The sequence below is a fragment of the Campylobacter sp. W0066.1 genome (assembly GCF_024723635.1).
Taxonomy (GTDB): Bacteria; Campylobacterota; Campylobacteria; order Campylobacterales; family Campylobacteraceae; genus Campylobacter_D; species Campylobacter_D lari_C.
The window spans coordinates 89,748-103,569 of record NZ_JANQCW010000004.1 but is presented as its reverse complement, the minus strand read 5'-3'; the positions used below and the strand labels follow the sequence as shown (position 1 = coordinate 103,569).

The window sequence follows — 13,822 nt, the reverse complement described above, 5'->3', positions numbered from 1 at the left end:
TACAACTTTAGTATAATAATGTCAAGTTATTTTTAAATAAAAATATTTAAAATTATTTAGTCTATATAACTAAAGTTTATTTAGCCATTTATATATAATATATAAAAATTTCTTTTTCAGTTTTTTTAAAAGAAAAGATAATATAATTGCGTCTAGCAATATTTTTTAAAAGGTTTACAATAATGAAAAATCTTACTTTAAGAGAAAAGCAAGATCTTGAAGCTTATGTGTTTTCCAATATAGAAAGAAAAAAAATGGCTTTGAGTAGAATTTTAAAATTATATTATTTAAGATTTTTTAGATTAGTTTTTTAATTTATATTTTCTCATACCCTCTTTTGTGAAAGATAAGTCTTTAAAATCAGGGGATGAGATTAACTCCATACAAGTTTTATCCAAATTTTCCATTCCGCTTACTTGCATACTAGCTTGCAAATTCTCATCTAAATACAAATCAAAAACTACACAAGCTTGATTATTAACTTTATAAAGAATTTTTCCACCTTTTTTCTTATCTAGTTTATATGCTTGTAATTTATCATTTTTACTCATTTTCTTAATTTCATTTGCGAAAGATTGATGTAAAGTATAATAAATCATAAAATCACGCATAATATTTTTAATATCAGCAATTTCTTTTCTTAGTTTTGATAAATCTTTAGCGTATAAACTTATAAATTGCGTATTTAAGTATTCATTTAGACTTTTTTCATTTAAATTTTCACACAGTGGATAAATTTTAACCACGAAAGCCTTATTTTTAGCAAGCACTATATCCACACAAGCTTGTTTGTTTTGTTTGTATTCTAAAAATAAAGCTTGACTTGAGCTTAAATTTAGCGTGTTTTGTTTATTGTAAGCAAAATCACTTAGATCCTCATAAATATTTGCATAAGAAAAAATTCCCGCAAAAAGCAATAATAAAATTTTCATTCAAATAAATCTTTATGATGATTTTTTAAGTACTCTACTACTTCTAAGATCTCATCAACTCCTTCTTTTTGAGTATTTTGACAAACCTCATCAATACAATCAATATAAACCTCAATTGCTTTTTCTAATTTTGCTCTTTTTACCCCAGCAAACAAAAGCATTGCCTCTAAAACTATGCTTAATTCATATTGTAAATTTTCTATTTCTTCTTTAAAATCATGATTTGTTTTCATTATTTTCCTTTAATTCTTTGCTTTTAATTAAATCTACAAATTGTGCTTTTATGAAATCATAATTAGAGCTATCTTTATACGCAGCAAACAATCCACCGCTAGCATTTTTATGCCCTCCCCCATTGACCAAGCTTTTAGCCATCAAACTCACATCGATTTTATTATTTGCTCTAAAACTTAAGGTTTTTCTTGAACTAAGATCAACAAAAAAATCAAAATCGGGATTTTGCATTAAAAAATCATTTCCAATTACAGAAGTATTGCCTATATTTGAAGTTAATAAACCTTTACTTCCTTTATAAAATACACTAAATTTTTCTTTATTTACACTTAGTCTTTCTACCACAAATTTGGAAATTAAATTACTTAAAGTATCATCATTTTCTTTTTTAAAAAAAGATTTTTTTAAGCCATGCAAGTCATCATCTAAATTAATATGAGCATTTTTTTGATGAATGTATTTTCTACAAACATCAAAAAGATAAAAAAGATATTTGATATTTTCTTGTGCAAACATTACTCTATTGATTTCTTTTGCTCCAGAAACCATACCAAGCAGTACTTTTCCAAGTTCAAAATTCTCATCTTCACTCAACCAAATATCTACTGCATTTACCACATCTACAAATTCTGACAAAGCCTTATTTTCGCCATAACATTTACTAAAAAAATCATAAACAATCTTAGTAGCACATCTTTTATCATCTAAAAAATACCAAGGATATTTTTGCATACATTCTAAGCCACTTTGATGATGATCTAAAAGTAAAAGCTTGATTTTTTTACCTTCTATAGCTTTTTGAAAATCTTCACATTGACTTAAAGTTAAATTTAAATCCGTGATTAAAATCACAAATTCTTCATTAGGATTTTGCTTTAAATCTTCCTCTATATTTTTAAAAATCACATTAAAATTTTCATTAATCTCTTTACCATAATTAGAATTATAAAAATAACAATTCTTAAAATAAAAATCTAGCACATACTGACAAGCATAACCATCTAAATCGGTATGTGAAAGATGATAAATTTTCATATTTTTCCTTTATAAATTATCAACTTTTATGATGCCTTCTGTTTCAAATTTGGTATTTTCTGCAATCTCAGCAAAACTTAAAACCGTAATATTAATACCAAAATTAGAACAAATATCAGCGATAAATTTTCTAAGTTGTGGTTCAACACAAAGCAAGAAAGGCTTAATTCTTGTATTTGCCACACTTGCAAGTTCAGCTTTTAAAGCTTCCACCAAAGCACCAGTTTGAGCTACATTTATCATTAAATGATACGAACCATCTTTAAACTGCACATGCTCCATTAATTTTGCAGCCGCAGCAGCATCAAAAATATAAAAGCTAATTTGTCCTTTTTCATCCACATATAAATTTGTAATTGCTCTTGCTAAAGAGGCCCTTACATGCTCAATAATCATATCTAAACTCTTACTTACTTCAGCTATATCACTAATTGATTCTAAAATTGTAAGCATATCTTTAATAGGAATATGTTCTTTAAGTAAAGCTTTTAAAACTTTTTGGATTAAACCTATACTAGCAACTCTTAAACAATCATCTACCACGATAGGATAATCATTTTTGATTTTATCCAATAAATTTTGAACCTCTTGTTTAGTTAAAAGCTCTGAAGCATTAGCTTTTATAAGCTCACTCATATGGGTTGAAATCACACTTGCTGGATCAATTACAATATAACCATTTAACGTTGCCTCATCTTTTAAAGATGATTCTATCCACAAAGCATCAGAATTAAAAGCAGGTTCTTTAGTAGCTATACCTTCGATAGGTTCAGTGATAAAACCACTATCCATAGCTAGATATTTATCAGGATAAATTTCAGCACTAGCTATACCCACACCTTTGAGTTTGAAAGTATATTCATTTGGTTTTAATTGCAAATTATCTCTAATTCTAATTTTTGGCATTAAAAAGCCTAAACTTTGAGCTATATTGCGTCTTGTTGATCTAATACGCTCTGTTAATTCACTTTCTGCTAACTTAATAAGCCCATAGCCTAATTCTAATTCTAAAATTTCTAATTTTAAAATATCTGTGATTTTATTTTCTTCTTCTCTTAAAATTTCTTCTTCACTGCGTTTTTGAGGTTTAGCTTGCTCTTGCTCATCAGCTTCTTGGGATTTTTTAGCCGAAATTGCGTTGATTTGAATTTTACCCTCTTGTACTTGCTTTATCATATAACCAAGACCCAAAAATACCAAAGCCATAAAACCCAAAGAAAAATGTGGTAAACCAGGTACTAAAGCAAAAATAAATAAAACAAAACCTACAATTAGTAGTGTTTTATATTCTCCCAAAAGCTGATTGATAGAACCTTCAGCAAAATTATCCTCATCTTTACTAGCACGCGTGATAATGATAGCAGTTGCTGTTGAAGTTATAAGTCCAGGAATTTGAGAAACAAGTCCATCACCTATTGTTAATATAGTATAAGTTGAGGCACACTCTCCAAGCTCCATATCATGCTGAAAATAACCTATCATAAAGCCACCAATTAAATTTACAATAGTAATGATAATCCCAGCAACAGCGTCTCCTTTTATAAATTTAGAAGAACCATCCATCGCTCCATAAAAATTTGCCTCAGCTATGATTTCTTGACGTCTTGCACGTGCAGTTTTTTCATCAATCAAACCTGCATTTAAATCCGCATCAATAGCCATTTGTTTACCTGGCATTGCATCAAGAGTAAATCTTGCTTGAACCTCAGAAACCCTTGTACTACCTTTGGTTACAACCATAAAATTAATCAAAACCAAAATACAAAAAACAACCATACCTATAACATAATTACCGCCAACAACAAATTCACCAAAACTTGCCACTATATCACTAACAGCAGCTGGTCCTTGATGACCCTCACTCAAAATCATACGCGTTGTAGCTATATTAAGTGAAAGTCTAAAAAGCGTGATAATTAAAATCATAGTTGGAAAAGTTGTTAAATCCGTAGGCTTTGGTATATATAAAGAAATTAAAATAATTAAAACCGAAATTGCTATACTTAAAGCAAGAAAAAAGTCTAAAACTATACTTGGTAAAGGTACTATAATAATAGCTAAAATTGCAATAATTACAGCTACTATAGTTAAGCTTTTTGCCTTTAAAATAGGTGCAACAAGTGGAGCAACCCAAGGCAACACTAAGCTAAAAATATCTCTTTTAGCCATTATTTTGAATAATATCCTCTAAAGTAATAGAAACTAAAAAATCATCGATTTTATTTTGAAGTTTCACCAAAATAGGCATAATTTTACAATTATCTTCTTTTTGAGAAGGACAAATTCCATTGCTACACTCAAAAACATTAATAGATTTTTTCTCTACACTATTAATAATTTCTTTTAAAGTATATTCACTTGGCTTTTTAACAAGCATAAATCCACCTTTAGCACCCTTATAAGATTTCAAAAGTGCATCTTTAGCAAGAGCTTGTAAAATTTTTGCTAAAAAACTTTTAGGGATATCCAAAACGCTTGACATAGTATCTACATCTTGCGGTTCTTGAGATTTTGCTATATGAATTAAAGACAATAAAGCATATTCGCTAGCTTTGGTAAATAACATTTGTTCCTTTCAAGTTATAAATATAATATATTATTTTTTGGTTATTAATAAAAATTTTTATTATATCAAAAATAAGTATCGATAAATATTAAATTTCATATTTTTTAAATTCAGCATTTTTTTTGGTTTTTTAGTTATAATTACACCTTTTAATTAAATACCGCTCAGGAGGTCTATTATGGCTTTAGATTCGGCTAAAAAAGCAGAAATAGTTGCAAAATTTGCTAGAAAAGAAGGAGATACAGGTTCTCCAGAAGTTCAAATCGCACTTTTAAGTGCAAGAATTTCAGATTTAACAGAACACTTAAAAATCTACAAAAAAGATTTTTCTTCTCGTTTAGGTCTTTTAAAGCTTGTTGGTCAAAGAAAAAGACTTTTATCTTATCTAAAAAGAAAAGATTATCAAGCTTACACTAAATTAATCAGCGAATTAAACTTAAGAGATAAATAAGCCTCGTGCTTATTTATCTTTATATATTTTTTATTATATTTATTTACTACTACTTTAATTTAAGCTTTCAAAATTTTGATATTTTATTCACAAGAGTTTCACAATGTGATTTTAGCTTCTAAGCACCTAAAAATAGCAATTTAAGTTTTATGAATAAAAATATTTTTCACATTTAAATTTATTGATTTTTAAAGTTTTTTCACTTTTGCTATAAAAAACCCATCTGCATAGTCATCTGGCAAAACTCTTTTGGCAAATGATAAATCAAACTCATCACTTTTTGAGTAAATAAAATTAACATTAGCTAAATCAAAATCAAGCAATTCTAATTTAAAATTTTCATTTCTTAATGCATTTTCTAAAACCGCTTCATTTTCTTCTCTTAAAAATGTACAAGTGCTATACACTAACTCACCACCATGTTTTAAGGCTAGTAATGCTGAATGCAAAAGCTTTTTTTGTAAATTTGCTATCTGCTTAATTTCTTTTGTATTTTTTTGTATTTCAAAACCCATTTTTGCAAAAGTTGAGCAAGGTGCATCAAGTAAAATTTTATCAAATTTCAAAGGACAAGCCTTGCCTATAGTACGTGCGTCTTTTAAGAAGCATTTTACAATTTTAACTTGATAATTTTCCATAGTTTTTTTTAAGGTAAAAAAACGTGTTTTAGATAATTCACAACTTGCTAAATAACCCTCATTTTGCATAAAATTAGCTAAATTTAAGCTTTTTCCACCAGGAGCTGCACACATATCTAGCACATTCTCACCAGCTTTAACACCCAAAGTTTTAGCGCATAGGTATGAAGAATAATTTTGTATATAAAACTTACCCTCATCAAAAGCTTTCAGTGAACTTAATTTGCTTTTGAAAATACTTGGAATTTTATAACAATATAGATCAATTTTTTCAAATTCTATATTTTCATTATTTAAAATTTCTTCTAATTCATCATTATCAACAAGCAAGGAATTTCTAAAAATATTAATATATTTTTCTTGATTAAAACTTTGAAGGATTTGTTCTTTTTGCTCTTTTGTATAAATTTCATCTAAAGTTGTATTTAAATCAAGTAAGGCCATAAAAATCCTTTAAAAACAAATACGCAGCTAAAGAATCAAGTTTGCCATCTTTTTTCTTTAAATTCACCATGCCAAGTTCTTGTGCATTTTTAGAACTAAAACTCTCATCGACAAAAAAAACTTCTTTGTCAAAATCAAGTAAAGATATGAAATGTTCTACCCTTTTTCGCATTTCATCTTCACTAGATCCACCTAAAGGAACTCCTACCACCAAAGTATTTACATCATACTCTTTGATGTACTTTTTTACCTCATTTGCTGCTTGGTTGCGATTTTTTCTAATAATAGCTTCAAGTGGCATAGCTATACTTTTATTAATACACAAAGCAACACCAATACGCTTTAAGCCTATATCTAATGCTAAAGTTTTCATAAGCAAGCTCTTATTTTCACTCCAGATATTTCCACCAAACCCTCAAGTTCATATTCATAAACTCTATCACCAAATTTTTTTAAAACTTTTTCTAAATCATCTTCATGTTTTAAAAAACTTAATAAATCATCTTCGCTTTGCTCTTGATGAAACTCTCCAAACATTTTTACAAATTCATCAAAATCATGAATTAAATTTGCCTTTTTTGTTGCTAAAAGCAAATTTGTTCCTTCGCTTTCATTTTTCCTATGAGGTAATACATATATAGGTTTATTCATACTTAAAGCAAGTCTTGCACTTTGCATAGAACCACTTTTTAAATCAGCCTGGGCTATTATAATAACCTCACTTAAAGCAATAATAAGTCTATTTCTTAATAAAAAATCATAAGGCTTTGCCTTATAATTTCCTTCATTTTCACTTAAAGCCAAAGCATTTTCATAAATATTTAAAATTTCATTTGTGTTTGCTTTTGGATAAATCTCATCAAGCCCATTAGCAAATATAGCTATGGTTTGAGGATGGGCTATTTTAGCTGCTTGGATATCCACCCCTAAAGCCCCGCCACTTACTACACAAACCTTAGCTTTTTTTAACAAAGTCACCAATTCAACAAGACAATTTTTAGTATAAACACTCATTTTTCTAGAACCTATAATAGCCACTTTTCTAGCATTTAAAAGCTCTAAATTGCCTTTATAATAAATCTTTGAAGGCGGATTTAAAAGATTTTTAAAATCTTCAATATTCTCAATAAATTTCATTTAAATACACAAGCTCAACTGAATTTAACAAATCTTTACTTTGCACCAAGGCCTTAAAAGTCTTTTCTCTTGGATGACCAATAGCAATAGCAAAACCTTTCTTTTTTGCCTCTTCTACTGCTTGTTTGAGTTGATTTTTAATATATGTTATATCATCTTCATTATCTAAAAAAACATCTCTAGCTATATAAGGCTGATTAAACTGACTTGCTAAGTTTTTGGCTTTAGAATTTCCTATGGTTCTTGAATCAACAAAAATAAAATCATTTTGCTTAAAGGCACTAAATAATTTTTCCATAGCCTGTTTATTTGCAGTAAATAAACTTCCTGTATGGTTGTTAATAAATTTTACTTTTGGAAATTGCTCTTTTACAAAAGCTACGCGTTTGCTTATTTTTTGTATATCATCACTAGGATGCAAGGTATTTAATTCTGCCTTGTCATATTTTATAGCAGCAAGGGGCAAATGCACCATAAAAAAGTCAAAATCCTTTGCGAACTCAGCTGTATAAGGATGGCGTTTATCAGGTGGAAAAAAAGATGGGATTAATTTTAAATTTGTTTTTTTAAGCATATCTACATGAGTGTGACTTGCCATATCATCTATAATAATTGCTAGACGAGGTTTGGTATTTTTTTGCACTAGGATTTGAGTTTTATTATCCTCATTTTTATCTGATATATTTTGCTCTTTATTGATTAATTCTTTGCTTGTATTTTGATCTATTACTTCTAAAATTAAAGTTTGATTATCCTCTTTAGTTTGATTTAACTCTGTATTTACAGGGTTTAAATTTAAAATTTCACTAATATTTTTATCTAAAAATTCTAATTTTTCATTTTCTAAAGTCAAATTTATATCATTAAAACTAAAATTATTTTCTTGCTCTTTTGTGGGTGGCAATAGTTCTTTTTTAACTATGGTTTGATTATAGTCTAAGGTTTTATTTTCTTCTTTTTTTAAAAACAAAGCTCCAAATGCAAAAAGAAAAATTCCAATTATAACAAGACAAAGTGCTAGAAGCACTTTGTATTTTTTATTTATAGTTTTCAAATTAGTTTTTATCTTTATCAACTAATTTTTTAGCACTAATCCAAGGCATCATAGCGCGAAGTTCGCGTCCTGTTTTTTCTATCAAAGAATCATTCATTAATTTACGCTCTGCGTGCATTCTTGCAAAATTTACTCTTCTTTCTAAGATAAAATCTTTAGCAAAACTTCCATTTTGTATGTCTTTTAAAACACCTTTCATAGCCTCTTTAGTTTCTTTGGTAATAATCTTAGGCCCTGTGATATAATCTCCATATTCAGCTGTATTAGAAACAGAATATCTCATATCAGCAATACCGCCTTGATAAATCAAATCCACAATTAATTTCATTTCATGTAAACACTCAAAATACGCCATTTCAGGCTCATATCCTGCTTCAACTAAGGTTTCAAAACCAGCTTGGATTAAAGCACTAAGTCCTCCACAAAGCACTGCTTGTTCGCCAAATAAATCTGTTTCAGTTTCAGCTTTAAAAGTCGTTTCTATAATACCTGTTCTACCGCCACCTATAGCACTAGCATAACTTAAAGCTAAATTTTTAGCATTTTTACTTTCATCTTGGTGAATAGCAATTAAACAAGGAGTGCCCCCACCTATACTAAATTCATGTCTTACAGTATGACCAGGAGCTTTAGGAGCTATCATAATCACATCTATGCCTTTTGGAGCAACAATCTGTCCATAATGGATATTAAATCCATGTGCAAATGCTAGAGTTTTACCTGCTTTTAATTCAGGTTTAATTTCTTCATTAAAAATTTCACTTTGAATTTCATCAGGAGCTAAAATCATAATCAAATCTGCTTCTTTAGTAGCTTCTTTTACGCTTTTTACTATAAAATTTGCTTTTTGAGCTTTTGCCCAACTTTGTCCGCCCTCTTTTAAGCCTATGATCACTTCTACGCCACTATCTCTTAAATTCATAGCATGAGCATGACCTTGAGAGCCAAAACCTATAATAGCTACTTTTTTTGATTTTATTAAATTAATATCACAATCTTTATCATAATAAATTGATACAGCCATTATGCACTCCTAAAATTAAAATTAAAGCAAAGATTATAACTAAAAAATATAAATTTAATCCTTTTATGATAAAATTTAAGTTTTGAAAAATTACTATAAAGAGTCTTATGAAAGAATTATTTAATCAACTAAGTTATGGTCTAAATGCCAATGAAATTACCAATAAAAACAAGCAAATCATTAGAGAATTATTAACTTGTGATATTATTAAATTTTATAAAAATAAATACTATTTAAAAGATGGCTTTACTTTTGGTAAGATTGATATTTCTGTTAATAGAACGGGATTTTTAGAAAGTTTTGATCCTGCTTTTAAGCGTGATTTACTCATAGAAAATAAAAATTTAAAAGGAGCAAATTATGCTGATATAGTTGTGGCAAAATTACTCCCTCTTAAAAAAAAGCGCCCAAGTGCTAAAGTTATTTTAATACTTAAAAGAGTCCATGAAACATCTTTGGTTATGACTAAAAAATACGGCGAAGCAGTCCTTGGAGTAAATATTCAAACAGGACTTACATGCGCCTTAAAAGCCTCTCAAAAATCCTTAAAAGCTCTGCCTTTAGGAACTATTTTAAAAATAGAAAATCATGATAATAATATCACTGAAGTGATAGGGCATATTGATGATGATTTTGTAGATGAAAAAATTTCCTTAGCACTTTTTAATAAAAATGCAATTTTTGATAATTTATGTGAAAATGAAGTAAAAGCTTATGGAGATAAAGTTGATGCAAGTATGTATCCATCAAGAAAAGATCTTAGAAATTTAAATTTTTGCACCATTGATCCAATTGATGCAAAAGATTTTGATGATGCAATTTATTATGATAAAAATGAACATGCCATTTATATAGCCATAGCTGATGTAAGCGCTTATGTGCATGCTTATAGTGCTATTGACAAAGAAGCAAGATCAAGAGGCTTTTCGATTTATTTTCCTCATATTGCCATACCTATGTTGCCAAGAGCTTTGAGTGAAAATATTTGCTCACTAAAACCTAACGAAGATAGATTAGCATTTTGTTTTAAAATAAGTTTAGATCAAAATAATGAAGTGATTAAAGAAGAGCTTTTTGAGGCTATTATCAACTCAAAACGCCGTTTTAATTACGATGAAGTTGATGAGTATTTACAAACGCAAGAAGACTTAGGTGCGATTAATTGGCTTTATGAAGTTTTTAAAATCACTCAAAATTTACGTAAAAAACGTCTAAAAAATGCTTGTGAGTTTAAAACCCAAGAGCTAAGAATGACTTTAGATGAAAATAATAAACTCATAAAAATACGCCTTGAAAATGACACAGCCTCGCATAATTTAATCGAAGATTGCATGCTTTTAGCTAATAAAGCTGCAGCAAAACTCATCGATATAGGAGTTTTTAGAAATCACTTAAGTCCTGATTATAAAAAAATAGATCAATTACTAGCTGATCTTTCAACACTTAGCATAGATATTAATCCTAAAAATAATGTCATAGAATTATTTAAAGACATTCAAGTCTTAGCAAATGAGCTAAATATAAGAGAAGAAGTAGATAAGCTCATCATCAAAGCGCAAAAAAAGGCAGAATATTCTAGTGAAAATGCGGGACATTTTGGCTTAGGTTTTGATAAATATACCCATTTTACAAGCCCTATTAGAAGATATTCTGATCTTATTTTACATAGACTTTTAAAAGCTAAAATCAACAATGATGAAAAAATGTTTAATTATTTGCTTTTAAATATACAAAGCACTTGTGAGGAATTAAGCTTACTAGAAAGAGAGGCAGATAAAGTTGCTTGGCATTTCATGGATAGAAAATTTGCAAGATGGGCAAAAGAAAATATAGGAAAAAGATTTAAGGCTTTGGTAGTAGAAAATCAAAGTTCATTACAAGTAAAATTAAATGATGAAATTAAAGGAGCTTTGATTACCATCATAGGTTCAAGGGCAAATTTATTAGAAAATGTAGAAGTAGAAATCACTGAAGTAGATATTGTTAGTGCTAAAATTTTTGGCAAAATCACCAAGCATTTTAGTTTAGAAAGAAACCAAAATGTATAAAAATCAACTCCAAAGCTTACTTAATAGTAATAATTTTCCTAATTATTTCTTACTTTATGGAGCGGATAATTTCCAAATAGAACTTTATGCTAAATTTATTAAAGACAAATACTCTTTTGATGAGAGTTTAAGATTTTATTTTGAAGAATATGATTTTAAGCAAGCCTATGATTATTTATCTAGTGCTTCTTTATTTAGCGAGAGAAAACTGCTAGAAATCAAAACTCAAAAGAAAATCCCAAGCAAAGAACTCAAACAACTTTTACAGCTTTGTCAAAATTCGCAAGATAATTATTTTTTACTTGAAATTTATGATGAAAGCTCCAAACAAAGCGAAGCGGAAAAAATTTTTGCTAATAATTTTTGTAGATTTTATAAAGTAAATTCAGCCAAAGAAGGTATGGAATTACTAGCTTTAAAAGCCAAAGAATTAAATATTAACATCACTCAAAATGCCCTCTATGCTCTTTTTTATAATTTTAATGAGAATTTGTATTTAGCAGCTAATGAGTTAAATAAATTTAGCGGTTTAAATATCGATGAAAAAATTATTCAAGAGCATTGTTATAGCTTAAGTACTATTAGCTTTGAAAGTTTTTTTGATAAATTAATGCAAAAACAAGATTTAAGAAATGAACTTGAAAATATTTTAGAAAATTATAATGAAATAGCACTGATTAACGCCTTATATGCAAATTTTTCTAGACTTTTTAAAATTGCATTACATGTTAAAATTTATGGAAATTTAGACTTAAAAGAAATTTTAGGCTATGCCCCGCCTATTTCTGTGGCACAAAATCTTCAAAAACAAGCTCTTGTGATCAAAATATCACAATATAAACATATCTTTTTAACACTTTGTAATTGCGAATATGAATTAAAAAAGAATTCTAAAATAGAAAAAAAAGAGTTTTTAATCGCAACACTTTTACAACTTAGCTCCATATTAAAAAGTTAAATTAAGAAAACTTATGGTAAAATAAAATTTGCATTTTATGCAAAATCCTTGCCTAAAAATTTTAGGCTTTATATCCATAAGGAGAAATTAAATGAGACATTATGAAGTTTTATTCATATTAAAACCGACACTTACAGAAGAAGAAGTAAGTGCTAAGTTGGAATTCGTAAAAGAAGTTCTTACAAAAAATGGCGCAGAAATTGAAAGCGTAGTTCCAATGGGAACAAGAAAACTTGCGTATAAAATTAAAAAATACGAAAGAGGAACTTATTTTGTGATTTATTTCAAAGCTCCTACAAATTTAATAGCAGAGCTTGAAAGGGTATTAAGAATCACTGAAGAAGTAATTAGATTTTTAATCGTAAAATATGAAAATAAAAAAGAAATTGCAGCTTGGGAAAAACTAAGCAAAGGTATCAAACAAAATAAAAAAGAAATCAAAGCTAGTGAAAATACAGAAGGCTAATTAATGTTTAATAAAGTCGTTTTAGTAGGTAATCTTACAAGGGATATAGAGATGCGCTATGCTCCATCAGGTAGCGCAATAGGCTCTTCTGCTATAGCTGTAACAAGAAGATTTAGTACAAATACAGGAGAAAAAAGAGAAGAAACCTGCTTTATCGACATTAGTTTTTTTGGTAGAACAGCAGAGATTGCTAATCAATACCTTAACAAAGGTAGTAAAGTTTTAATTGAAGGTCGTTTGAGATTTGAGCAGTGGAGCGATCAAAATGGACAAAATAGATCAAAACACAGTATTCAAGTTGAGAATTTAGAAATGTTAGGTTCAACTGTACAAAATAACCAACAAAACAATTTTGACAATCAAAATTATGGCTATAATCAGAATTTTAACCAACAACAAAGTTTTGATCCTTATGCTCAAGTACAAACTAGAACAAACCCATCTAATACCTATCAAAATCCTCAAAAGGAAACCCCTATGAAGGAAATTGATATTGATAAATATGATGATGATACAGAATTACCATTTTAAAGGAAAAAATCATGGCAGAAAAAAGAAAATATTCACGTAAATATTGCAAATACACTGAAGCTAAAGTTGATTTCATTGACTATAAAGATACAGCATTATTAAAACATGCTTTATCAGAAAGATTTAAAATCATGCCACGCCGTTTAACAGGTACTAGCAAAAAACACCAAGAAATGGTTGAAGTTGCTATTAAACGTGCAAGACATGTAGCACTTATCCCTTACATCGTAGATAGAAAAGAAGTTGTTACTAATCCTTTTGAAGGACTATAATTATTAAATCAAACCCAAGCTTTTAAGCTTGG

At 28.5% G+C, this 13,822-nt stretch carries 17 protein-coding genes; 7 read left to right on the top strand and 10 right to left on the bottom strand.

Annotation, left to right across the window (positions count from 1 at the left end):
- Positions 1-182 precede the first annotated feature (182 nt).
- Positions 183-314 carry a hypothetical protein gene (locus tag CAMP18497_RS02685; RefSeq protein WP_256374638.1) on the top strand — a complete coding sequence of 44 codons (132 nt, stop codon included), beginning with the start codon at positions 183-185 and terminating at the stop codon, positions 312-314.
- Here the strand turns inward: CAMP18497_RS02685 and CAMP18497_RS02680 are convergent.
- From CAMP18497_RS02680 to CAMP18497_RS02660, 5 genes are read right to left on the bottom strand one after another with little or no spacing between them, the layout of a single operon-like run.
- On the bottom strand, positions 303-932 hold the full coding sequence (locus CAMP18497_RS02680; RefSeq protein ID WP_337212388.1) for a hypothetical protein: 630 nt from the start codon (positions 930-932) through the stop codon (positions 303-305). The two genes, CAMP18497_RS02685 and CAMP18497_RS02680, sit on opposite strands and share 12 nt — an antisense overlap.
- Positions 929-1,165, bottom strand: coding sequence for a hypothetical protein (locus CAMP18497_RS02675; RefSeq protein WP_039641679.1), 237 nt, complete (start codon positions 1,163-1,165; stop codon positions 929-931). Before CAMP18497_RS02675 ends, CAMP18497_RS02680 begins: the two co-directional genes overlap by 4 nt.
- Positions 1,149-2,201, bottom strand: coding sequence for a DHH family phosphoesterase (locus CAMP18497_RS02670; RefSeq protein WP_039618500.1), 1,053 nt, complete (start codon positions 2,199-2,201; stop codon positions 1,149-1,151). The genes CAMP18497_RS02675 and CAMP18497_RS02670 overlap by 17 nt, the downstream gene beginning before the upstream one ends.
- Before the next feature lie 9 nt (positions 2,202-2,210).
- Entirely contained in the window at positions 2,211-4,370 is a 2,160-nt protein-coding gene (flhA, locus tag CAMP18497_RS02665) for a flagellar biosynthesis protein FlhA (protein WP_263726525.1), read from the bottom strand.
- On the bottom strand, positions 4,363-4,767 hold the full coding sequence (locus CAMP18497_RS02660) for an Rrf2 family transcriptional regulator (RefSeq protein ID WP_263695407.1): 405 nt from the start codon (positions 4,765-4,767) through the stop codon (positions 4,363-4,365). Before CAMP18497_RS02660 ends, flhA begins: the two co-directional genes overlap by 8 nt.
- A gap of 178 nt (positions 4,768-4,945) precedes the next feature.
- Between CAMP18497_RS02660 and rpsO the strand changes: the two genes are divergently transcribed.
- Positions 4,946-5,218, top strand: coding sequence for a 30S ribosomal protein S15 (rpsO, locus tag CAMP18497_RS02655; protein ID WP_039618506.1), 273 nt, complete (start codon positions 4,946-4,948; stop codon positions 5,216-5,218).
- A gap of 188 nt (positions 5,219-5,406) precedes the next feature.
- Here rpsO and CAMP18497_RS02650 read toward each other — a convergent pair whose 3' ends face one another.
- Genes CAMP18497_RS02650 through ilvC form a run of 5 tightly spaced genes read right to left on the bottom strand, consistent with a single transcriptional unit; the run spans position 5,407 to position 9,515 of the window.
- On the bottom strand, positions 5,407-6,300 hold the full coding sequence (locus tag CAMP18497_RS02650; protein ID WP_337212387.1) for an RsmB/NOP family class I SAM-dependent RNA methyltransferase: 894 nt from the start codon (positions 6,298-6,300) through the stop codon (positions 5,407-5,409).
- A complete protein-coding gene (ruvX, locus tag CAMP18497_RS02645; protein WP_257936489.1) occupies positions 6,287-6,673 on the bottom strand; it encodes a Holliday junction resolvase RuvX in 387 nt (128 codons plus the stop codon). Before ruvX ends, CAMP18497_RS02650 begins: the two co-directional genes overlap by 14 nt.
- A complete protein-coding gene (locus CAMP18497_RS02640; protein ID WP_337212386.1) occupies positions 6,670-7,437 on the bottom strand; it encodes a DNA-processing protein DprA in 768 nt (255 codons plus the stop codon). The genes ruvX and CAMP18497_RS02640 overlap by 4 nt, the downstream gene beginning before the upstream one ends.
- Entirely contained in the window at positions 7,424-8,491 is a 1,068-nt protein-coding gene (locus tag CAMP18497_RS02635; protein WP_337212385.1) for a divergent polysaccharide deacetylase family protein, read from the bottom strand. Before CAMP18497_RS02635 ends, CAMP18497_RS02640 begins: the two co-directional genes overlap by 14 nt.
- Before the next feature lies 1 nt (position 8,492).
- On the bottom strand, positions 8,493-9,515 hold the full coding sequence (ilvC, locus tag CAMP18497_RS02630; RefSeq protein ID WP_337212384.1) for a ketol-acid reductoisomerase: 1,023 nt from the start codon (positions 9,513-9,515) through the stop codon (positions 8,493-8,495).
- Between the two features lie 107 nt (positions 9,516-9,622).
- Here ilvC and CAMP18497_RS02625 point away from each other — a divergent pair, with 107 nt between their 5' ends.
- The 5 genes from CAMP18497_RS02625 (at position 9,623) to rpsR (ending at position 13,790) form a co-directional block, all read left to right on the top strand.
- Positions 9,623-11,563, top strand: coding sequence for a ribonuclease R family protein (locus tag CAMP18497_RS02625; RefSeq protein WP_337212383.1), 1,941 nt, complete (start codon positions 9,623-9,625; stop codon positions 11,561-11,563).
- Positions 11,556-12,521: a DNA polymerase III subunit delta gene (holA, locus tag CAMP18497_RS02620; RefSeq protein WP_337212382.1), complete on the top strand. Its 966-nt coding sequence runs from the start codon at positions 11,556-11,558 to the stop codon at positions 12,519-12,521. The genes CAMP18497_RS02625 and holA overlap by 8 nt, the downstream gene beginning before the upstream one ends.
- A gap of 91 nt (positions 12,522-12,612) precedes the next feature.
- Positions 12,613-12,987 (top strand): 30S ribosomal protein S6, encoded by a 375-nt coding sequence (rpsF, locus tag CAMP18497_RS02615; RefSeq protein WP_263663175.1) that lies wholly within the window; start codon positions 12,613-12,615, stop codon positions 12,985-12,987.
- Between the two features lie 3 nt (positions 12,988-12,990).
- The gene (locus CAMP18497_RS02610) at positions 12,991-13,518 is read left to right on the top strand and encodes a single-stranded DNA-binding protein (protein WP_115645698.1); all 528 of its coding nucleotides are present in this window, start codon (positions 12,991-12,993) and stop codon (positions 13,516-13,518) included.
- Between the two features lie 11 nt (positions 13,519-13,529).
- On the top strand, positions 13,530-13,790 hold the full coding sequence (gene rpsR / locus CAMP18497_RS02605) for a 30S ribosomal protein S18 (protein WP_039618521.1): 261 nt from the start codon (positions 13,530-13,532) through the stop codon (positions 13,788-13,790).
- The last annotated feature ends 32 nt before the right edge of the window (positions 13,791-13,822 follow it).